This is a genomic window from Anaerococcus sp. NML200537 (assembly GCF_026131715.1).
GTDB classification, from domain to species: Bacteria; Bacillota; Clostridia; order Tissierellales; family Peptoniphilaceae; genus Anaerococcus; species Anaerococcus kampingae.
In genome coordinates this window covers 1-21649 of the sequence record NZ_JAMXSL010000029.1, presented here as the reverse complement: position 1 = coordinate 21649, position 21649 = coordinate 1, and the positions used below count along the sequence as shown (strand labels likewise).

At 31.8% G+C, this 21649-nt stretch carries 18 protein-coding genes and 1 pseudogene; 6 read left to right on the top strand and 13 right to left on the bottom strand.

The features are described 5' to 3' along the window. Positions 1–2 precede the first annotated feature (2 nt). The 4 genes from infB to rimP are packed head-to-tail and all read right to left on the bottom strand — an operon-like array spanning position 3 to position 4196. A complete protein-coding gene (gene infB / locus NH288_RS08355; RefSeq protein WP_265214580.1) occupies positions 3–2144 on the bottom strand; it encodes a translation initiation factor IF-2 in 2142 nt (713 codons plus the stop codon). 9 nt (positions 2145–2153) lie between these two features. Beyond that, on the bottom strand, positions 2154–2420 hold the full coding sequence (gene rnpM / locus NH288_RS08350; RefSeq protein ID WP_106459951.1) for an RNase P modulator RnpM: 267 nt from the start codon (positions 2418–2420) through the stop codon (positions 2154–2156). A gap of 55 nt (positions 2421–2475) precedes the next feature. Continuing rightward, the gene (nusA, locus tag NH288_RS08345) at positions 2476–3741 is read right to left on the bottom strand and encodes a transcription termination factor NusA (protein WP_106459950.1); all 1266 of its coding nucleotides are present in this window, start codon (positions 3739–3741) and stop codon (positions 2476–2478) included. A gap of 11 nt (positions 3742–3752) precedes the next feature. Further along, on the bottom strand, positions 3753–4196 hold the full coding sequence (gene rimP / locus NH288_RS08340; protein ID WP_265214576.1) for a ribosome maturation factor RimP: 444 nt from the start codon (positions 4194–4196) through the stop codon (positions 3753–3755). Positions 4197–4450: 254 nt separating this feature from the next. Here rimP and NH288_RS08335 point away from each other — a divergent pair, with 254 nt between their 5' ends. The 6 genes from NH288_RS08335 (at position 4451) to NH288_RS08310 (ending at position 11952) form a co-directional block, all read left to right on the top strand. Beyond that, positions 4451–5905 carry a carbon starvation protein A gene (locus tag NH288_RS08335; RefSeq protein WP_265214574.1) on the top strand — a complete coding sequence of 485 codons (1455 nt, stop codon included), beginning with the start codon at positions 4451–4453 and terminating at the stop codon, positions 5903–5905. Positions 5906–5958: 53 nt separating this feature from the next. Then, positions 5959–6273: a hypothetical protein gene (locus NH288_RS08330; RefSeq protein ID WP_265214572.1), complete on the top strand. Its 315-nt coding sequence runs from the start codon at positions 5959–5961 to the stop codon at positions 6271–6273. 1 nt (position 6274) lies between these two features. Next, a complete protein-coding gene (locus NH288_RS08325) occupies positions 6275–7159 on the top strand; it encodes an AAA family ATPase (RefSeq protein ID WP_106459946.1) in 885 nt (294 codons plus the stop codon). Beyond that, positions 7152–8843: a vWA domain-containing protein gene (locus NH288_RS08320; protein ID WP_265214568.1), complete on the top strand. Its 1692-nt coding sequence runs from the start codon at positions 7152–7154 to the stop codon at positions 8841–8843. Before NH288_RS08325 ends, NH288_RS08320 begins: the two co-directional genes overlap by 8 nt. 176 nt (positions 8844–9019) lie before the next feature. Next, positions 9020–9715: an ABC transporter ATP-binding protein gene (locus NH288_RS08315; RefSeq protein ID WP_265214566.1), complete on the top strand. Its 696-nt coding sequence runs from the start codon at positions 9020–9022 to the stop codon at positions 9713–9715. Continuing rightward, positions 9715–11952: an FtsX-like permease family protein gene (locus NH288_RS08310; protein WP_265214564.1), complete on the top strand. Its 2238-nt coding sequence runs from the start codon at positions 9715–9717 to the stop codon at positions 11950–11952. The genes NH288_RS08315 and NH288_RS08310 overlap by 1 nt, the downstream gene beginning before the upstream one ends. A 64-nt stretch (positions 11953–12016) precedes the next feature. Here the strand turns inward: NH288_RS08310 and NH288_RS08305 are convergent, their stop codons facing one another. The 9 genes and pseudogenes from NH288_RS08305 to NH288_RS08265 all read right to left on the bottom strand — a co-directional run bounded on the left by NH288_RS08305 (position 12017) and on the right by NH288_RS08265 (position 21423). Beyond that, positions 12017–12721, bottom strand: coding sequence for an ABC transporter permease (locus tag NH288_RS08305; protein ID WP_265214562.1), 705 nt, complete (start codon positions 12719–12721; stop codon positions 12017–12019). Between the two features lie 8 nt (positions 12722–12729). Further along, the gene (locus tag NH288_RS08300; RefSeq protein WP_265214560.1) at positions 12730–13482 is read right to left on the bottom strand and encodes an ABC transporter permease; all 753 of its coding nucleotides are present in this window, start codon (positions 13480–13482) and stop codon (positions 12730–12732) included. Position 13483: 1 nt separating this feature from the next. After that, positions 13484–14254: pseudogene (locus NH288_RS08295) on the bottom strand (ATP-binding cassette domain-containing protein); the annotation flags it as partial. A 69-nt stretch (positions 14255–14323) separates the two neighbouring features. Further along, positions 14324–15127 carry a KilA-N domain-containing protein gene (locus tag NH288_RS08290; RefSeq protein ID WP_039920413.1) on the bottom strand — a complete coding sequence of 268 codons (804 nt, stop codon included), beginning with the start codon at positions 15125–15127 and terminating at the stop codon, positions 14324–14326. Positions 15128–15316: 189 nt separating this feature from the next. Beyond that, complete coding sequence (locus NH288_RS08285; RefSeq protein ID WP_265214556.1) at positions 15317–16837, bottom strand: recombinase family protein; 1521 nt, start codon at positions 16835–16837, stop codon at positions 15317–15319. Continuing rightward, complete coding sequence (locus NH288_RS08280) at positions 16830–18572, bottom strand: recombinase family protein (protein ID WP_265214554.1); 1743 nt, start codon at positions 18570–18572, stop codon at positions 16830–16832. The genes NH288_RS08285 and NH288_RS08280 overlap by 8 nt, the downstream gene beginning before the upstream one ends. Next, complete coding sequence (locus NH288_RS08275) at positions 18565–20283, bottom strand: recombinase family protein (protein WP_265214552.1); 1719 nt, start codon at positions 20281–20283, stop codon at positions 18565–18567. Before NH288_RS08275 ends, NH288_RS08280 begins: the two co-directional genes overlap by 8 nt. A 97-nt stretch (positions 20284–20380) precedes the next feature. Next, the gene (locus tag NH288_RS08270; RefSeq protein ID WP_060802639.1) at positions 20381–20548 is read right to left on the bottom strand and encodes a hypothetical protein; all 168 of its coding nucleotides are present in this window, start codon (positions 20546–20548) and stop codon (positions 20381–20383) included. Between the two features lie 467 nt (positions 20549–21015). After that, a complete protein-coding gene (locus NH288_RS08265; protein WP_265214551.1) occupies positions 21016–21423 on the bottom strand; it encodes a sigma-70 family RNA polymerase sigma factor in 408 nt (135 codons plus the stop codon). Positions 21424–21649: the final 226 nt, after the last annotated feature.

Here is a 21649-nt window from a genome sequence, read left to right as displayed (position 1 = left end):
TATTAACTTCTTTCTACTTCAACCATTTCGTAGGCTTCCATTACATCGCCTACCTTAACATCGTTAAATCTTTCAAGACCTATACCGCCTTCATAGCCACTTTGAAGTTTACTTGCATCATCTTTAAATCTCTTCATTGATGAGATTTCACCATCAAATACTACGATATTATCTCTAAGAAGTCTGATTTTAGATTTTCTTGTTACAAGGCCGTTTGTTACCATTACACCTGCAATTGTGCCTGCTCCTGGTATTTTGAAGGTTTCTCTTACTTCTGCCCTACCAAGTACATTTTCCTTAAATTCAGGTTCGAGCATACCATTTATAGCTTTTTCTACATCTTCGATTGCTTCATAGATTACGCTATAGGTTCTAATTTCAATGTTATTATCCTTTGCTCTTTCTAAGGCTCCTTGGGTTGGTCTTACATTAAATCCTATGATTATAGCATTTGATGCTTGGGCAAGGAGTATATCTGATTCGGTTATACCACCTACAGCTCCTGCTATTACAGATACTTTGACTTCTTCATTTGATAGTTTTGTTAGGGATGTGCTTACCGCATCTACAGTACCCTTTACATCTGTCTTAACTATGATGTTTAGCTCTTTTAGTTCGCCTTCAGCTATGTCTGAATACATATCTTCTAGATTTGTATTAGCCTTAGCTATTAGGCGCTCTTCACGTTTAAATTCTGCTGCCCTGTCTGCATATTCACGTGCGACTTTTTCATCAGCTACAGCATAAATCTTATCTCCAGCTTCTGCTACATCTGATAGGCCTAGGATTTGTGCAGGTATTGATGGACCAGCTTCTTTGATTGGCTTACCCTTTGAGTTAAACATTGCCCTTATTCTACCTGATGAAGATCCTGTTACTACATAATCTCCAGCATGAAGGGTTCCTTTTTGAACAAGAACTGTTGCTACTGGTCCTCTTGATTTATCAAGCTCTGCTTCTATTATTATGCCTACTGCCGCCCTATTTGGATTTGCCTTAAGCTCTCTAACTTCAGCTACTAAAAGCACCATTTCTAGAAGTTCTTTTATACCTTGGCCAGTATGAGCTGATACTGGTACCATGATGGTATCTCCACCCCATTCTTCAGGTACAAGGCCATGTTCCATGAGTCCTTGCATAACCCTATTTTGATCTGCTGTGTCCTTATCTATTTTGTTTATTGCTACTATTATTGGAATCTCAGCAGCCTTAGCGTGGTTTATAGCTTCTATTGTCTGTGGCATTACACCATCATCTGCTGCTACTACTAGGATTGCTACGTCTGTCGACTGAGCTCCCCTCATTCTCATTTCTGTAAAAGCTTCGTGGCCTGGTGTATCTAGGAAGGAAATTTGCTTACCATCTACATCAACGGTGTAAGCACCTATATGTTGGGTTATTCCTCCAGCCTCTCCACGTGTTACAGATGTATTTCTTATGGCATCTAGTATACTTGTCTTGCCGTGGTCAACGTGACCCATTACTGATACAACTGGTGGTCTTTCCACTAAATTTTCCGGTTTATCTTCATAATCCAGGTCGTATGATTGCTCTTCTAGGGCATCATAAGCTTCTTCTTTAAAGACTTCCTTGCCAAAATCCATGGCTATTAGATTTGCTGTATCAAAGTCTATTTGATCATTAAGTCCTGCCATTATGCCAAGACCTATAAGTTTTCCTATTACAGAATTTGGATTTTCTCCAAGTTTATCTGCAAAAGTTTTTACATTTACAGTTTCTGGTATTTCTATTCTTGATTCATTCTTAGCTTTCATATTTTTCTCTTGCCTATTATTTTTCTTTGATTTTCTCTTCTTATTTTTCTTTTTTCTATTCTTACCAGTTGGTCTTGCTTCTTCGTCATCTTCATTTGCTATCATCTTAGGGTCAATCTTTTTCTTTTCCCTTTTCTTCTCAACTGGTTTCTTAGCCTTAGGCTTTTGATCAATTATTTCTGCTTCTTCTGAAGAATCTTCATTTAATTCTGTAAGATATTCATTTATTAATTTGCGGTCTTCTCCGCTAATCATTGACATATGGGATTTGATATTTAGATTAAACTCTTCGTTTAAAATCTTAATCATTTCCTTTGATTCCATCCCATTTTCTTTAGCCAATTCGTATACTCTTATTTTGTCAGCCATTTAATCACCTCATTTTACTTCATAAGCTTCTAACTCCTCATAAATATCATCATCTATTTTCATTTTAAAGGCTTGGTTTAGCTTATTAGACTTTCTAAGGCCCTTTAGGCATGCTTCATCTTTGCATACATAAGCGCCTCTTCCATTTACTTTTCCACTTTCATCTATCAAGATTCCTTCTTCTTTGTTATTTACTATTCTAAGAAGGTCTTTTTTATCTTTTAGAGAACCACATACTATACATTTTCTCTGTGGTATCTTTCGAGTTTTTTTCATTTTTAACCTCAAATTGAATATTTATTATTCATTTATAAAGTTTTTAGCATAAGGCCTAGTTTTCAAGGCTTTCATCAGCCTGGTTAATATTTTCTAAAAAATCTTCCTCATCAGCCTCATCTTCATCAGATTCTTCCAAATCTGTGTTAGCTTCTTCTGTTACTATATCTTCTTCAGCATCTGCGGCAGATTCAGCTAGGCTTTCATCACTTACTTCATCATTATTTTCAGTGATTTCTTCTTCATCATTTAATCCTAAGATATCATCAATTTCTTCTTGGCTTAGGCTATCAAATTCTAACTCTGATTTTATGTCGATTTTCCAACCTGTAAGCCTTGCTGCAAGTCTAGCGTTTTGACCTTCCTTGCCTATGGCAAGTGAAAGTTGGCTATCATCTACTACTACAAGAGATTGTCTATTTTTCTCATTTATTAGGACTTTGATTATATCAGCAGGTGATAGGGCATTTGATATGAAAGTTTCTGCATCTTTTGAATAATTGATTATATCAATCTTTTCGCCTTGAAGACTTTCTACTATTGAATTTACCCTAGCTCCCTTATAGCCAATGCAGGCTCCTACAGCATCTATGGTTTCGTCATTTGAATATACAGACATCTTTGTCCTAGAGCCTGCTTCTCTTGCTATAGAGTAAATTTCTATTATACCATCAGTTATTTCAGGTACTTCTAGCTCAAAAAGTCTTACTACTAGGTTTTCGCTTGCTCTAGATAGGACTATTTGAGGATCTTTTCCGGAGTTTCTTACTTCTTTTATAAGAAATTTCATTCTCTCATTTGGAGCATAGACCTCATTAGGAACTTGCTCTTTTAGTGGAACAATTCCTTCTATCTTATCAAGGTTAACATAGACATTATATTTATCTTGTCTTTGGATAGAGCCTGTTATAAGCTCATTTTCTCTGTCTAGATAATCCCCAAATAGGGTTTCTCTTTGGGCATCTCTTATCTTTTGTATTACGATATTTCTTGCTGTTTGGGCTGCAACCCTTCCGAAGTTTTTAGGTACAAGTTTTATCCTGGCCACATCACCTATGCTAAGAGTAGGGTCTACTTCCTTTGCATCTTTTAGACTGATTTGGCTTACCTTATCTTCTACTTCATCAACTACTTCTCTTAGGGCAAATACCCCTATCTCACCCGTTTCGTGGTCTATGACTACATCAACATTTTCTTGATTGTCATAATTCTTTTGATAACTTTTTACAAGCGCCTTTTCTAGGGCTTCAAGGATTACATCTTTTTCAATATTTTTATCCTTGCAAAGCTCATCAAGGGCTGCCATAAAGTCTTTGTTCATAACTTCTCCTTTTAAAATACTATCTCAATTTTAATTTCTTTGATATCAGACTTATCTATTTTAATTTCCTCGTCATCTTGACTTATAAATAAAATGTTATCAGCATTGACCTCTTTTGTGAAGGCTATAAGCTCACTGCCATCTTTAAGTTTTACCTTAAGTAGCTCATTCATATTTCTAATTAGGTCTCTGTCAGTCTTTAGTGGCCTTGATAAGTCTTGAGAGGATACTTCTAAGTAGTATGAAGTAGAAATTAAATCTAGTTGATCTAGCTTCTCATCCAAAAAAGTACTTACCTTTTCACAGTCGTCTATGTTTATGCCGCTTTCATTATATATATAGAAAATCAGTCTCTTTTCATTCTTAGGTCCTATAAACTCTATATCAACGAGTTCATAGCCTAAATTTTCTATATCATCATTTAGTAATTCTTTTAATTTTTCAGTTAAATTCATACCACTCCCCCTAACATTAAAAAAAAGTGGAATTTGCGCCCCACTTCTTACTAAGATAATTATACTTTAAATCAAGATGATTTCAATATTTTAATTTATTCATTATACACAATTTATAAGACTATTAATGAATTATATTACATTATCCTATATTATTATGAAAATGATTGTAAGGTCTATTTTACAATAGACTATTGCTTTTTTAAAAATAATGTTTTATAATAAATATAAGATAATAAATGAAGGAGGATATTATGACATTATTTATTATTGGACTTATAATTTTATTTGGAGGAGGATTTCTATATTCAAAATATGTTGAAAGTCAACTAGAACCTGACGATAGAGAAACTCCAGCAGTTAAAAAAGCCGACGGTGTCGACTTTGTAGTAATGAGTGAGGCTAAAAACTGGCTTATCAACTTACTTAACATAGCAGGTACAGGCCCTATTCTTGGACCTATCCAAGGTATCTTATTTGGACCTATTGCCTTTATCGCTATTCCAGTAGGTTGTGTTATTGCAGGTGCAGTTCATGATTTCATGACAGGCTTTATCTCAATGAGAAATGGTGGTAGCCAAGTTCCAAAATTAGTTGGTAAATACATAGGCGATGGAGTTAGAAAATTCTACAATATTGTTATTGCTGTTCTTTTACTCCTAACTGGTGTTGTATTTGTTTATACACCTGGTGACTTAATTGCTAAATTTGTACTTGGTAAAGAACCAGAAGGCACTGTAATTTGGATTATATATGCTGTAATATTTGCTTATTATATCCTATCAACAGTAATGCCTATCGATAAGCTTATCGGTAGAATTTACCCAATCTTTGGTGCTTTCCTAATCATATCAGCTATTGGTGTTTTAATCGGTATCTTTATGAAAGGTTCAGCTCACCTATCTTTTGAAGGCCAAGGACTTCTAGCGCAACATCCAAAGGGACAAAAATTCATCCCAGCATTCTTCATTACTGTAGCTTGTGGTATCCTATCAGGTTTCCACGGTTCCCAAGTAACCCTTGTATCAAGAACTGTTAAAAGTGAAAAAGAAGCAAGGGCAACCTTCTATTCTACAATGATAGCAGAAGGCTTTATAGCTATGATATGGGCAGCAGGTGCTATGGTTCTTTTCTCAACAGGAGAAGCTCCACTAGATACAGCTGGTACAATCATGGTTGGTAATATTTCTAAATTCTTTATGGGTAATATAGGTGGTCTACTAGCAGTAGTAGGTGTAATCGCACTTCCTATCACATCAGGTGATACAGCATTTAGATCTCTAAGACTAATAATTTCAGAAGAATTAAATATAGACCAAAGAAATGGTTCAAAAAGAGCTGGTCTAGCTGCTTGTCTATTTATTCCAGCATCAGCTATCCTATACTTTGCAAAATCAAATCCTAATGGATTTAACATTCTTTGGAGATACTTCGGATTTACTAACCAATTCGTAGCAATCTTTGCCCTAGCAGTTGCAACAATTTACCTAATGTATAATAACAAAAACTACTTTATTACACTTATACCAGGAATGTTCTACTGCTTCATAGTATTCTCATTTATAATCAATGCTGACCCAATAGGATTTAGACAACCTTACACAATTGCTTATCCAATAGCAGCTGTCATTACCGTTGCTTATGCATGGTTTGTAGTAAGATGTGGAAAGAAGAATAGATCTAGAATTGAATCAATAGTTTTAGACTAAGATAAATTTAAAGGTGGCTTAGGCCACCTTTTTTCTATTCAAAAAGGAGACTTATGAAAATAAAATTAGATAAAAAAGGAAGAGAATTCGCAGCTAAAAAAGACATTAAGGCCTTATTTATTAATCCTGACCTAGATAGCAAGGAATCCTGCTGCACAATTGGAACTGTAGATTTTGATGTAAGCACAAAGCAAGTAGGCAAGCTTGAAAGCTACCATAAATATGATGATGAAAATATTGAAATTTATGTCAATCCTAATATCTTTGCCTTTATAAAAGACGATGAGGAAATTGAAATATCAGCCTTTGGCCTAGGATCTTTTAAAAAATTTTATATAAAAAATGAAATCAACACAATCGAGAGATAAAATGGATGAAATTTATAAAAAAATAGAAAACTTTAAAAACAAATACCCTCTTGCAGATGACCTTGAATCTAGAATTCCTAATCCTAAATTTAGGTATATGGGAAATAAGGTCTTAACCCAGGCAATTTCTGCCATACTTTCAGGCAAAAATATCTTGCTTGTTGGTGAAAAATCAACAGGCAAAAATGTCCTTGCAGAAAATTTAGCCTATCTTTTTAATAGGCCTATGTGGAATGTTTCCTTCCACCTAAGCCTTGATGCCTCAAGCCTAATCGGCGATGATACTTTAAAATCAGGTAATGTTGTATTTAGGGAAGGCCCAATAAGCCTTGCAAGTACTCATGGAGGCTTTGCAGTTCTTGATGAAATAAATATGGCTAAAAACGAGGCTATGGCAGTCCTCCACTCAATCCTAGACTACAGGAGAATGATTGACATACCTGGCTATAAGCTAATAAAAGTCCATCCTGCTACTCGCTTTATAGCAACTATGAACTACGGCTACGAAGGAACCCGTGATTTAAACGAGGCCCTCTTATCAAGATTTGTCATCATAAAGATGCCAAGGATATCTGATGATGACCTAAAATATCTTATAAAAACCCATTATCCTTACCTAAGAGAATCCTACCTTAAAGACCTCACAAACTTTTTTAGGGACCTAAAAGATAAGGCAGAGGCACACGAAATTTCTGAAAGTGCTCCAGATTTAAGGGGAATGTTCGATGGCCTTGACCTAGTTAAAGAAGGCCTTGAATTAAAAGAAGCTATGAGGCTCTGCCTAGTAAATAAAGTCTTTGATGACTATGAAGCAGAACTTATCGAAGATTTACTAAAGGCAAGATTTAAGGATGATATTTATCACAAAGATATGACCAATGAATAAATATAACGAAGAGATAAATGAAAACCGAATAAACAACCTCCAATGGGCAGGAGCAGAGTCTTATGACTTTGACAATTTTATTATAGGTTCAAATATAGATGGAAACCCTGACTTCTACCTAAATTTAATAATTGGCCTTGCAATTAAATACCTAGGTTATATTGAAATTAAAAAGCTCTTTGACTCTTGGGCCTATAATATTAAAAGAGATAAGTACGACCTTGCCTTTATTTATATAATAGAAGACTTCACCTATAATAAAGAAGTCGTAATAAGGCCAGTTTTAGAATCTCTTAGAAAATCCTATGCCAAAAAATTTCTTGATGATAGGTATGATTTGCAAAGGAGAAACCTTGCCCTAAGGCAGAACCAAATCTACCGCCTAGAAGAAATAAGAATGAGGGAAATTCTAAATCTTAAGAAGGCCACAATTTCCAAAAAAGATAGGGACCTCTACCTGGCCCTAAGGTTAGAAGCTGATACAAATAAAGATAATCTAGAAGCTAGGGTTAAGGATTTATTTGAAAAGTATTTAGGATATAAGGAAAATAACATTCTTAAAAACCTCCCAGCCCTAAACATTTCTCTCTTTGAAAATGCAGGAATGCTTAGCCTTGAAAGATCAAACTTGCCAGCTGATTTTAAGTCCAAAGGAGAAAAATCTCACGGATTTGCTAGCCTAGTCCTTGCCTATGGAAACAAAAAACGTAAGGCAAGTCTAAAACTTATAGAAAAGACTTTTGGCAAGTCAATATTTGATGAAGAGATTAGACTTGGCATTGAAAGAGATTTGTGCACAGGTTCCCACAAAAGATCAAAACTTTACTTTTCTAGAGGCATCGATGAAAATGACAAGAACCTTGACCAAGACCTCAATAAAAAGACCATAGCAAGACACCTTTTAAAATTTAAGGCTCATAAGGCATCCTACAATAGGGCCATATCTGTCTTATCTAAGGAAATAAAGTTAAAATTAAATCTAACCAGCTCACTTGATCAAGATCTAAGCCAAAGAGGAAGGCTCGTGCCAAGGCTCGCCTATAAGGTAGAAATTAGTGACAGGGCGAAAATTTTTAAGAAAAATACCCTCAAGGCTAATCCTTCTATGAAGGTAGATCTACTAATAGATGGGTCTGCCTCCCTCCTTGATAAGGAATCAGAGGTTGCCATAGAAGCCTATATTTTAGCAAAATCTCTAGAAAATAATAATATCCTAAACAGAGTCATAGCCTTTCAAACTGTAAATGACTTTACTATTATATCCATACTCAAGGATTATGATGATAAAACAGAGATGAAAAGAATCTTTCGTTTTAAGGCCATGGGTTGGAATAGGGACGGCCTTATCTTTAGGGCCTACAGAGCAATTTTAGATAAGGATATCAAAAACACCCTAAGCCTAATACTAACAGATGCCAATCCCCAAGACCTAAAACCTTTAATTAGCGATGGCTTTAAGTTAAATAAACCCTACCAAGAAGAGCCTGCCCTTGATGATACCAAAAAAAGTTTGGCCTATCTAAGAAAAAAGGGCCTTAGTATAGCGGCTATCATAAATGGCAATAAGCTAGACAATGCTAAAGTCCTTTATCGCAACAATTTTATAAAAATAGATGATCCAGCTGGAATATCGTCTGCTGCCGGCAAATTTATCAAAAAACAAATATCAAAAGTAGAAAAATAAGCTATTAAATTAAATGCCTTATCATATAAACCTTTCCGGTTTATATATACATGGTAAAATTTAATAGCTTTTTTAGTCGAAAAATTCTTAATTAAAAAATATATATTTACATATTGTAGGGATATTCCAATGGTGATATAATTATGATAAAGATTATCATATTCAAAGGAGGTCTTATGATAAAAATTAAAAATTTATGTAAAAGTTATGGGCAAGGCCAATCGAAAATTGACGTTTTAAAAAATATTGACCTTGAAATTGAAGATGGTAAAATAATTTGTATTTTAGGACCTTCAGGCTCAGGCAAGTCTACCCTACTTAATATTATAGGTGGTATTGAAACAATTGATTCAGGCCAAGTTGATATCTATGGGGAAAACCTTTCTAATATGACCAAGAAAGATTTGGAATCCTATAGAAGAGATAAGTTAGGTTTTGTTTTTCAATTTTACAACCTAATCAGCGACTTAAATGTATTAGAAAATATTGAATTAGGCAAGTATTTAGCAAAAAATCCCCTTGATATAGATAAGCTTGTTGAAGATTTGGGAATAAAGGATCAATTATACAAATATCCTAATGAAATATCAGGTGGGCAGGCCCAAAGAACCTCGATTGCTAGAGCCCTCATCAAAAGTCCACAGATTTTAATCTGTGATGAGCCTACAGGCGCCCTTGATTATGAAAGTGCAAAAGACGTTTTGAATTTGATTGAAAAAATGAACAAGGAATATAAAGCAACAATTCTTATTGCTAGCCACAACGTTCAGATAAGCAAAATGTGCGATTATATTCTAAAAATCCACGATGGCAAGGTTAAATCTTACCTTAAAAATGATGAAAAAATTCTAGCAAAGGATGTGACCTGGTAATGAAAAACCCAATTTATAAAAGAGCCTACAGGCAAATTTACTTTCACCCATCAAGAGTCTTGCCGATTTTCCTTGCTCTTTGCTTTATAATAATTTTTTCTTCATCATTTTTTATAGCACAAGATTCAACAAAAAGACTCTATTACAAACTTATAGAAAATGGAAAGGTCGAAGATGGTAACTTTACATGCCTTGAAAAATTAGATGAAGATACAAAAACAAAAATAGAAACTAAAAATATCAGTCTTTATGAAAATTTTTATGTTAACGCCAAATCTACTGATAATAAAAAAATAAGAGTTTTTGAAAATAGAGATAGGATAAATATTCCATCTATACTAGATGGAAGGCTGGCTAAGGAAAAAAATGAATTAGCTATTTCTGCAAACTATGCCAGGGCAAATAAAATACAAGTAGGAGATACGGTTAAACTTGAAGGAAAAAGTTTTAAGATAGTTGGTCTTATAGCACTTCCTGATTATTCAACCCTTCTTAAAAATAACTCCGACCTAGTAATGGATACAGGCTATTTTGGTGTAGGTCTTGTTTGCAAAGATGGACTAAAAGATTTATCTGAACAAATTTCTTACCAATATGCCTACAAAGACCAAGAAAATTTACCAAAGTCTAAGGCTAGAGATAAGCAGAAAGATATCATTAAAATTGTTAATCAAAAAAATATGGTTATTGATGCTCTATTAAACTATGATAATCACTGCATTAGATATTTCATAGAAGATATGGGTGGCGATGTACCTATGATGACTGCAATTATGGTAGTTTTGGTTTTAGCCATTGCCTTTATAAGTGCAATCCAGGTTAAAAGTATGATTGAAGAAGAAGCTCCAATAATTGGTACCCTACTTGCTTCAGGCTATAAAAAACGAGAGCTAGAAAAAAACTATATGCTAATGCCAATCTTCATTAGCTTAATCTCATCCCTTATCGGTAATTTAATCGCCTATAGCCATACATACAAGACCTATACAGATCTTTATTACAAGTCCTATGACCTCCCAAAATTTGTAGTTTCATTTAACTTAAGGTCATTTTTCCTTACAAGTCTTATCCCACTTTTGATATATTTAATAATCAATTACCTTGTAATTGGAAAGGCACTTAAAGGCAAGGTTATTGACTTTCTTAGAAATACAATAAAATCACCTAAAGCAAAAATGAGGATAAAACTTGATAAGTTCTCCTTCATTAACAAGTTTAGAATTAGAGTTTTACTTGCAAATAAAGCAAATATTATTAGTCTAATCTTTGGAATAGGCCTAGCAAATATACTTTTAATTTATTCTCTAGGAGTTAAACCTGTCTTTACAGATTATGCACAAAAAGTGAAGGATTCGATGAAATACGAACATACTTACATCATAAAAGCTCCTGATCCAAACATCAAAGCCGATAAAATCTCTATGATGAGTTTTGAGTTAGCAGATTTTAATATGAAAAAAATCCAATGTCTGGGAGTAGATCCTGATTCTAAATATAAGGACCTAAATATAAAAGACCTTAGTCCTAATGATATAATAATTTCAAATGGTCTTGCTAAGGTATATAAACTAAAAATAGATGATGAAATCAAGGCTGTAGAAAACTTCAATAATAAAAAAGTAAAATTAAAGGTAAAAGCTATAGAAAAAAACAATACTAAATTCCAAATCATAGGTAAAAGAGAGGACTTAAATAAAATAATAGGTCAAGAAAAGGAATATTTTAATGCCTATGGGTCTGATAAAATCCTAAATATCGACAAAAATCTCTTGGTTAACGAAATTGATAAAAAAGAAATGAATAAATTTATGACTCATTTCCTAGATTCCTTTGGCGGAGTCTTTGATAGTCTGCTATTTATTTCCCTAGCTTTTTACCTAATAATTTCTTATCTTGTAACAAGCCTAATAATAGATAAATCTAAGACAAATATATCCTATCTTAAAGTTTTTGGAATAAGAGATAAAGAAAATGCGGCTATTTATACTAATCCTATTTTTCTAATCCTTATATTATTTGAAATCGTAATGATACCTGTCATGGACTTTTTAATTAGACTCATGACAAGCTATGCCCTTACTAAACTAGATGCCTATGTAGAAGTAAATATTCCCCTATCTAACTTCATAAAAGCAATCGCTCTAAGCCTAATTATATTTATAATAGTTCAACTACTGGAAAAGATTAAGATTTCAAAAATTGATATGGTTAAGGAATTAAAAGTTATTAATGGATAAAGAATTGTGAAAAATATGAAACTGCCCCCTAAATTTCCTTAAGGAGGGCAGTTTTATTTTGAAATCATTTATTTTCAAATTTTAAAAATTTATCAGATAGGTATAGGGAAATAATTATCTCCCCAAGGCCAAAAAGAGCTAATAAGGCCAAATCATTGATACCGATATATCTTAAATTATTGGCTTCAATTGCCAAAAAGCTAAGTCCTACAATTTTTAAAGACTTAAAAGCTGTGGCAAAGCCAAAGATTGTAAAGATAGTTGATAAGAGGACTATTATCCCAAAGGACTTAATCCTTATAGCAAGGGCTCCAAATATCCCAATTATAGGAAGGGATAAAAGTATGGACAGGATCATATAGTAAAGATATATGCTAAAGTCAATACTTGCAAAGCCTGCTATGAATTTGCCAGAAAGGTAAAATAGACCTAGGAAATATATTTGACAAAGGCTTACTAGGATAAAGGCTAGACCTAACTTAGCTATTACAAAGTCTATATTTTTCTTTGGGCTTAGCCTTATAAATTTAAGGCTCGCCTTGTGTTCTGTTGCCCATAGGCTTGCAATTATTATTGCAATTAAGGGGATGTAGAAAAAGGAAAAGTAAAACAAACTTACTTGTGTCCACAAAGATTGCCACTGATTAGTTAAGGCACCTTTATTCCCCAAATAATTTATAAGACCAAAGGCATTGGCTAGTAAAGGAATTATTAAGCTTACTAGCAAGATATTTACAAATTTTATTTTCTTAATCTCTAATTTTAACATTTTTCCTCCTAGTCCTTGTATAAGCTATAAGATTTCATGGATTTTAAATAATAAAGACTTCCTAGTAGAAATATTAGGGAAATGATTAGCGTATAGAAATTTATCGGATTTAATACCTGGATAAATTTACCTCCCTCATTTACATAAGAAATATTTAGTAGACTTGCCATCCAGGCAAAGGGATTTACAAAAGATAAAGTTTCTGAACTAAGCATTGTTATTATGCCGGTAAGGCCTCCTATTATTGATAAAAATGATAGGGTGTAGACTTTTTTACTCTTCATTTCTATAATCATAAATAAACTTACGAAAAATAAATTTATTATAAGGGCTGTTAGGTTTACAAGTACAAACCTTAAGGCCATGTCACCGCTAAAATTAAAATTAGCTGATCTTTTTGCTAGGCTTAAAAATACTAGTCCTTCTATTATTTGTAAGAAAACTAGCCTTAAAGCTAAAATCTTAAATTTATCAAAAAGTATGGAATCAACTTTTTCTCCAAGGATTATCTGCATTTGCCACATCTTATTTTTTTCTTCAATCTCTATTACTTTTTTTACTAATGATGATATTAGTATTGGATTTATCAGCAAAGAAATAAATAAATAGGTGTCTAAAATGTAAGCCAGTGGATAAGAGCTTTGAGGAAAAGACTTATTAAAACTTGCTCCTAGGACTATTAACATCTGCCCTAAAAATACTATTAGCATCAAGAAATTTATTCCAAGCCTTTTATATTTTTTTCTTTCTAAGTTTGCCATCTTATGACCTACTTTCTTCTATAAATAGCTTTTCAAGACTTTCTTTTTCTTCCTCTATCCTGTAAATATCAACCTTGCCATGGAGGAAATTTACAATATCTCCTATGTCTTGATTTGAAATCTTACCTAAAATAATTTTTTTATCCATCATCCTATCTTGACCAAGACCCAAAAGCCCTAGGGCCTTCTTATTATCTGAAGTTAGTAAGGATATAAATGGTGGATGAAGCTTTCTATAATCTTCTAGGCTTCCATTGTAGGTCAATTTTCCATTTATTAGGATTCCTATGTGAGTAGCTATTTTTTCCATTTCATCAAGAATGTGTGAAGATATCAAGATGCTTGTAGAAGTGTTTTTGACAAGATTTTTAAATAAGTTCCTCATCTCCTCTATTCCTTGAGGATCAAGGCCATTTATCGGCTCATCAAGGATTAAAAGCTTAGGACTTCCGATTAGGGCCATAGCAATGCCTAGTCTTTGCTTCATACCAAGTGAATATTCTCTTGCTTTCTTTTTGCCTACATTATTAAGGCCAACCATAGCTAAGGTTTTTGGGATTTCCTCTATTTTTATCCCCTTAAGCTTACATATTATTTCAAGATTTTCATAGCCTGTTAAGTGGTCATAAAAGGATGGATTTTCGATTAAAGCACCTAGATTTTTGTTTAAATCTTTCTGGTTCCTAGGATTTACTTCTTGACCAAAAACCTTAACAAGGCCTCCATCTTTTTTGACAAGACCCAAGATACTCTTCATTAAAGTAGATTTTCCCTACAATGTCAAGCAATTGTTACATAAAATTAGACGATATTTCTATCGCCTAATTTATATACAAAACTTTTATTTTAACTTTTTTATACGTTCACTTTCTGTTAGAATCCTCATTTGTTCAATAGCAATTGCATTTAATTTTTCTATCCTTTCAGTTGCATCCATTCCCTCATTTATAAAAACAGCATTTAAGTTCTCAAGATTTGATAAACACACTAATTGTGATATATCAGCATAATCTCTCATATTTCCTTTTAACTCAGGATTATTTTCACGCCATTCTTTTGCTGTCATTCCAAACAAAGCTACATTTAATATATCTGCTTCACTTGCATAGATATAGTTTATTCTTTCCTTTGATAATTTCTCAGGGACAAGTTTATTCTTAATTGCATCTGTATGAATTTTGTAATTTATCTTAGCTAAGTTCCTCTTGATATCCCAACCTAATTGTTTTTGCTCTTCTTCTTTTAAGCGCTCAAACTCTTTAATAAGATAGAGCTTAAAATAAGGTGATACCCACGACGCAAATTCAAAAGCTATGTCTTTATGTGCATATGTTCCACCATATCTTCCTGCTTTGGCAATAATTCCGATAGAATTCGTCTTATTGACCCATTGTTTAACCGATAAAATAAAACGATTAAAACCTGCTTCATTTTTAATTCCCTCGAATTCGGTGGAATTAAAATTCGCATTATACATTTCTTCCCATATTCCTAAAAATTCAATTGTATTTTTATTCCTTAGCCATTTTTCTATCAGTGCCACACCATTTTCAACATTTCTAACCATGTCGGTTAAAGAAATATAATCTCTATTATCTATGGCAATAATGCTAATTTCTGATCCTTCCACATTTATTTTAGACACAAAAATCACCTCACAATATCTCATTTTAACTATAATTATATCATTTTTTTGTTTGTTCCTAAATCTTTACCCTATCAACTCATAGTAAACAGTACTATTTATTTCCGCAAATTTTCTCGCCATTATTTACATTTTGGCGTATTAAAATTAAAGTTGGCGAGATTATGAGTTACTTTTAATACTATTCATCTATATTTCTACAATTTCTATTTCTCCACTTCTTGATACAATTATCTTATCAATTTTATTGTCTAAATAAGCCTTCAATAAACTTTCTTCGTCTAAGACTGTAATATCCGTTTCTTTCCTTGGATCAATCTTCTCTGACTTCAATTCTTCCAATTTACTCTCCAATAATATCTTTTTATCTTGGATAAAAGTTTTTTCCTTTAAATAGTCCTCTTTTGAAATATTTTTCTTTTTATAGTTTTCATAGATGATTTGTAAATTACTGTTTAATATGGATATTTCCTTTAAAATCTCGTCTTTCACATTCTTGTGTTCTATAACTTTCTCTTCATTTAATGTGTTTTGAATCTTAAAATCTTTTAATTTGGGTTTTATAAGTTCAATAATATCTTTCTCTTTGATATTGTTTGGTGTTTTCTCAGCTTTACATAAATTACAATAATAACTTTTATACTTGTATATTTTATCAGAATTCTTCTTTTGTCTACTGTCACATCGTAAACTCATATGTCTACCACATTCTTTACAAAAAATCTTATCAGAAAAAATAGAACGATTTTTGTTTCCTGTATATCCCCCAAAACTTCGTTTTTCTTTTATTTTCTTAACCTTATCAAACACTTCTCTTGAAATAATCGCTTCATGGGTATTTGGAAGTATTTTCCACTCCTCTTCAGGAAGTAAAATTCTTTTTCTTCCACCTATTTTTGTTTCTTTGAATTTATTATATACATAATCTCCTGTATATAGTTCGTTCCTTGTAATCTGTGAGATAGCTGCATTCGTCCAAACTCTTTTCTTTACCTCACTTCCAGTAATTAAATTTCCAGTATAATCAGAAAGTTTCAGTTCTTCTTTTCGTTCAGAGCGTGTAATATAACCTTTTTCATTAAATATATTAGCCACTTGAATACAGGAATATCCTTTTAGCAATAAATCAAAAGCTTCTTTAACTATAAAAGCTGTTTTTTCATCAATGATGATACTATGTTTATCTTTAGGATCTTTAATATATCCAAAAGGTGCTGCCCAATTTATATTTTTCCCCTGCGATTTAATTTGCCTAATAGAACTTCTTACCTTTTCAGATAATTCCTTACTGAATAAATCATAATACAATGTCTTAAACTGTGTATCTGTGTCTAAGCCATTACCTTGTTCTTTTAAAGAATCATAGTTGTCATTAATAGCAATAAATCGTATTTTTAGAAATGGTAATATATTGCTTAAGTAATCCCCAAGCAAAATATAATCTCTTGAAAACCTAGACATATCTTTTACAATTATAGTTCCTACTTTACCACTCTTTATATCCTCAATAAGCCTTAAAAATGAAGGTCTATTTGTATTAGTGGCAGAATATCCATCATCTACATATTCTTCTATTTCACAACTTTTTAAAGATGTTTCATTTTCAATGTAGCTTTTTATATAATCTCTTTGATTTACTATACTTACACTTTCATCTACTTTGTGATAATCTTCTTCAGAAAGTCTTAAATATATAGCTATCTTATTCATGCTCTACCTCTAACTGCTTTCCCATATCTTTATCAAGATTAAACTTAAAATATATGGTAACCTGCTTATACTCTGATATTTCTATATGGCTAATTAATGTATCGACCAATTCTTTATCAACTTCTATGCTTTTAGCATCCAAGCAGCAAAATAGTACATCTATAAATTCTATAATTTCTCTTTTTATCTTTTTTATATTTCTTATTCTTTCATCAAAAACTTTTAACTCATTTTTTAAGGTTTTTATTTGATTATTTATTTTTTTACTTTCTATTTTAAAATCACTTAAAAGAACCTCTCCTTTAACATAGTTTTCATATTGTTCTTGTAGATTGATACTAAGAGAAGCAATCTTTTTATTATTTACATCTGTTTTTATAGAAACTTGATTTATCTTTTCAGCACTTATATTTTCTAAATATATTTTTAGTTGTAATCTTTTATCCTTTTTATAAAAGCTTGAAAACAGTCTTTTTAAGGTATCTACAAAAATTTTGTCGAGGTCTGTCTCATATATTCTGACATGAGATTTTTCTAATTTTAATCTGTCTCCACCTTTACAATAATAACAATAGCAAATCTCATCATGATATTTCAGTCCTCGTGGTCCATATTGTTTTTTCAAATTTCTACCACAAACACTGCATTGTATGAGGTCGTCATACTTTCCTTCTTTTTTATAATCTCTTTGAATTTTTACTCCAACATTTTCTTTTCCGTCTTTTATTATGTTTTTCAGTGAATGGTAAGGTAGATAGTTTTGTTTTTTCTCCTTTATCTCTCTGATATTTTCAAATGTAGTTTTGTCTATTAACCCTTTGTGGGTGTTCTCTGTTATAATCCACTCTTCTTTATCACGAAACTTACTTTTCCTACTTGGATCATGTCTATTTGAGTATACTCTTTGAATCAAATTCCCAATATATACTTCATCAGAAAGCATTTTTGATATATAAGAAATATCCCATTGTTTTGTATCTTCTTTATCCTTAAAAATTTCACCTGTTCTTTTATATTCATCAGGTGTCGTATATGTTTTAGTCAATTCTCTTGCTATTTGCATATTGGATTTACCTTGACTTGCCATATAAAAGATAAGTCTTACTACATCTGCTGCCTTTTCGTCCATCATCAGAACTCTTTTTCCATCAATTTTATCAACCTTATAGCCATACGGAGCCATTGCTCCTATAAAAGACCCTTGTTTCATTTTTATTTCTTTGGAGGCTTTTATTTTCTTTGAAATATCTTTTGCGTATAAATCATTGAAGATATTTTTTATTGCTATTTCATAACTCTGTTCTGATTTTATACCGTCTTTAGTATCCAAATTATCATTTACGGAAATAAATCGAACTCCCAAAAATGGAAATACTTTTTCGATATAGTTTGCGATTTCTAAATACTCTCTACCAAACCTTGACATATCTTTTACTATGATACAATTTATCCTGCCTGTTCGGATATCTTCCATCATTTCAATAAATGCAGGTCTTTTAAAATTTGTTCCAGAATACTCATAGTCCTGGTATACTCTTAAAATCCTTATATCTTTTTCTCTTGCAGCATTTATACAAAGTTCTTCCTGCATTTCAAGTGAATTACTTTTATCCCTGTAAGCTTCCTTTCTTTCCTGTGATAATCTAGCATAAATACCGGCAATGTATATTTTTTCAATCACTTTTCCAACTTCTGTTTCTGATTGTGATATATGCCTATTTTTTGTTCTAGCCATAGTATACCTCACTTTCAGCCCTTACAAGACTTTTATTCATAACAGTGGGTATAGTTTTTGACTTCCTGCTTATATCGATACTTTTCTTTTTTATGGTGTTAGATTTAATATCAGGCTTATCCGTTTTTGCCATTTCTTCAAGTAAAGACAATTCTTCGGTATGATTAAACCTAACATCTATCGTCTTATCTTCAGAAATAAAAATTTTATCAATAAGCATCACAACAGACAACCTATCTATTTCCGATAAATTTTTATACTTGTTAATGTCGATGATCCAACTCTTATTTTTGTCAATCTTCTCCTTAGTATCTTCCTGTTTTTTCAATCTATACTCGATACTTTCATCTAATTTAGTCAATTTCTCTGTATAGTTTTTTCTAAAAAGTTGATATTCTTCTTTACTAATAACATCTTCTTTTAGGTCAAGGTATAGAGAAGATAAGAGTTCTTCTGTCATCGCTTTTTCTCGTTTTAGTATAGGAATTTGATTGTCTTTCAAATTTTTATCTATATCTATACGCTGAACTTTAGAATATAGATTTTCATTAAATTCAATGTAGGACTTCATTACTTTAGATACTGCTTTTATCAAGGTTTCTTCTTTTATGCTGTGTCTTGTGCAAGATTTTTCCTTGTTGTACTTTGAACAGATATAGAATATCTCTTCTCTTTTTTTATACTTTACAGTCCTTCTAATCAAAGAACTTCCACATTCTTTACAAAAAAGCATTCCTGTAAAAATATCAATTTTGTCCTTTCCACGAGAATTATTCAAATCTCTTTTTAACATAGTATTTGCAATAGTAAAAACTTCTTTACTTATAATTGCTTCATGGGTATTTTCTACTCTTATCCATTCTTCTTTCTCTTTTTCTATCTGCTTTTTATTTTTATAACTTAAAGTAATACTCTTTCCCTGTAAGGTATTTCCAATATATACTTCATTTTCTATAATTCTATTTACTGTCTTTGCTGACCAATTTCCACCTTTTGTATTTTGAAATCCATTACACTTAAATCCTTGACTTTCTTTATATTTTCTTGGAGTTAAAACTCCTAAATGATTTAGTTCATCTGCAATTGCCTTTGAGGAATATCCCAAGAGTTTCATATCAAATATATTTTTGACAATATCCGATATCTCTTTATCAATCACTAACTTGTTCTTATTCTCCTCAGACTTTTTATATCCATAAGGTGCAAAAGCACTGATAAAGTCTCCTTTTTCTCTTTTTATCTTTTGAGAGCTTTTTACCTTATTGGAAATATCTCGGCAATAACTATCATTGATGAAGTTTTTTATAGGAAGTATAAGGTGTGTATCGTTTATATCTGCACTTTTACTATCGTAATTGTCATTTACTGATATAAATCTTATACCATTTTCCGGAAATATTCTTTGAATATATTTTCCAGCTTCTATATAATCTCTTCCGAATCTTGATAAGTCCTTTACAATAATTGTATTGAACTTTCTATCATAGGCAGCCTTTATCATTTCTTTAAAATTGGGACGATCAAAATTTGCACCTGAATATCCATCATCAACATACTCTTTGATCATTGTAATTTGATTTTTTCTTGCATAAGAGTTTATAATTTCTCTTTGATTGGATATAGAGTTACTTTCTGTTTTTTCGCCATCTTCTTTTGATAATCTTAAATACATAACTGCCAAATTTTCTTTTGCTAAATTGTTTTTAAACATAAAAAGCCCCCTTTAGCTCAATTTACATACAATAAATCAAACCAAGGTTAGGCTTCCACAAAAATATTATAACGCTCCTTATATTTTTTGTCAGCCCCTAATAGACAGAAAATTTTTCTTTGATGTATTCCTCTACTAAATTTTCTAAGCTAAATCCATTTTCATTAAATTTAACTTCTATATTCCAACCATCAATTTGATTTATCATTTGTTTATCTTTTTTATCTATTTCCATTTCTGTATTTATATTATGCTCATCACACATAATATCTTCTCCTTATCTTCAATATTTTTAAGTTTTTTGACATTGACAAGTGCATTGGCTGCAACATAGGAATTTCACCTCCGCCCCTTTTCAAGATGAGCCGGCTTCAACTGTAGAAGTATCATTATCCCTGTTAATATCATCGCACAAGAGTTGCCACCCTCTTTTTATACAAACTTATTTACCGCTCCAAACCTTATATCCTCTACAAATGTAGGTATTCATTTAAACCAATTATTTTAGCAGGTTTATCTTGGCGTAAGTTGTAAATTGCTCAATTAACAGTTAACGTCTTGTCTTGGTCTATTCAGTTGTCAAGGTTCAAAATCTATATATAACGAGGTATAAAAGTCCCTCTATATATAAGCCTTACTTTCAGGACAACTTTTAACACTTTTTTGAATATTTTTTTGAAAAATTTAAAAAAAATAGAGGACAGAGAAAAATATCTCTGTCCCCTACTTGATTTACCTATCCAAAAGTTTTCTCAGTTTGTCTAAAATCTTATTTCTTAATCTACTAATTTTCATTGGATTTGTGTTTCTTTGTTTTGCAACTTCTATGAGAGTTTTATCATCAAAATATAGTAATTTGATTAGGTTTCTTTCTTCCTCATTTAAATTGTTTAATGCACAATGCAGATCTTCTATTAGCATTTTAGTTTCAATAATCTTTTCAACATCAATACTCTTATCCGCAATATCTACAACACTTGTATTAAAATCTCCAAAATGAAATACACCGTGCTTTATATCCAGGCGCTTCAAATGAGCTTCATGATTAATCTCTTTTTTATATGCTCTATACACTTCATCAGGTACATATATTTTTTTACCCTTAACATAAATGTATTTTTCTTTATCATTATCTGACATCCTTTGGTCCTCCTTTTTTTACTCGTTTTTCGATTTTTGAGCATAAAAAAGGAGGACTACGGCATTTAGGCATGTCGAGTCCTCTGAAAAATAGAAGTTTTAAAACTAAAAACTGTTTTCTGTTAAACCTAAAAAGTTAACATAAACATGCTATTAAAATAGATAGGTATTCTTATCGTGGTTTTATTTATAGTTTTCTTCATTGATATATCTACCTCCATCACAT

Excerpts from the sequence above, each read along its gene's own strand:
- NH288_RS08300 (WP_265214560.1), bottom strand. The coding sequence starts at position 13,482 with ATGGCAAACTTAGAAAGAAAAAAATATAAAAGGCTTGGAATAAATTTC.
- rnpM (WP_106459951.1), bottom strand. The coding sequence starts at position 2,420 with ATGAAAAAAACTCGAAAGATACCACAGAGAAAATGTATAGTATGTGGT.
- NH288_RS08280 (WP_265214554.1), bottom strand. The coding sequence starts at position 18,572 with ATGGCTAGAACAAAAAATAGGCATATATCACAATCAGAAACAGAAGTT.
- NH288_RS08270 (WP_060802639.1), bottom strand. The coding sequence starts at position 20,548 with ATGTGTGATGAGCATAATATAAATACAGAAATGGAAATAGATAAAAAA.
- NH288_RS08320 (WP_265214568.1), top strand. The coding sequence starts at position 7,152 with ATGAATAAATATAACGAAGAGATAAATGAAAACCGAATAAACAACCTC.
- NH288_RS08310 (WP_265214564.1), top strand. The coding sequence starts at position 9,715 with ATGAAAAACCCAATTTATAAAAGAGCCTACAGGCAAATTTACTTTCAC.
- NH288_RS08285 (WP_265214556.1), bottom strand. The coding sequence starts at position 16,837 with ATGAATAAGATAGCTATATATTTAAGACTTTCTGAAGAAGATTATCAC.
- infB (WP_265214580.1), bottom strand. The coding sequence starts at position 2,144 with ATGGCTGACAAAATAAGAGTATACGAATTGGCTAAAGAAAATGGGATG.
- NH288_RS08265 (WP_265214551.1), bottom strand. The coding sequence starts at position 21,423 with ATGTCAGATAATGATAAAGAAAAATACATTTATGTTAAGGGTAAAAAA.
- NH288_RS08330 (WP_265214572.1), top strand. The coding sequence starts at position 5,959 with ATGAAAATAAAATTAGATAAAAAAGGAAGAGAATTCGCAGCTAAAAAA.
- rimP (WP_265214576.1), bottom strand. The coding sequence starts at position 4,196 with ATGAATTTAACTGAAAAATTAAAAGAATTACTAAATGATGATATAGAA.
- nusA (WP_106459950.1), bottom strand. The coding sequence starts at position 3,741 with ATGAACAAAGACTTTATGGCAGCCCTTGATGAGCTTTGCAAGGATAAA.
- NH288_RS08305 (WP_265214562.1), bottom strand. The coding sequence starts at position 12,721 with ATGTTAAAATTAGAGATTAAGAAAATAAAATTTGTAAATATCTTGCTA.
- NH288_RS08335 (WP_265214574.1), top strand. The coding sequence starts at position 4,451 with ATGACATTATTTATTATTGGACTTATAATTTTATTTGGAGGAGGATTT.
- NH288_RS08325 (WP_106459946.1), top strand. The coding sequence starts at position 6,275 with ATGGATGAAATTTATAAAAAAATAGAAAACTTTAAAAACAAATACCCT.
- NH288_RS08315 (WP_265214566.1), top strand. The coding sequence starts at position 9,020 with ATGATAAAAATTAAAAATTTATGTAAAAGTTATGGGCAAGGCCAATCG.
- NH288_RS08275 (WP_265214552.1), bottom strand. The coding sequence starts at position 20,283 with ATGTTTAAAAACAATTTAGCAAAAGAAAATTTGGCAGTTATGTATTTA.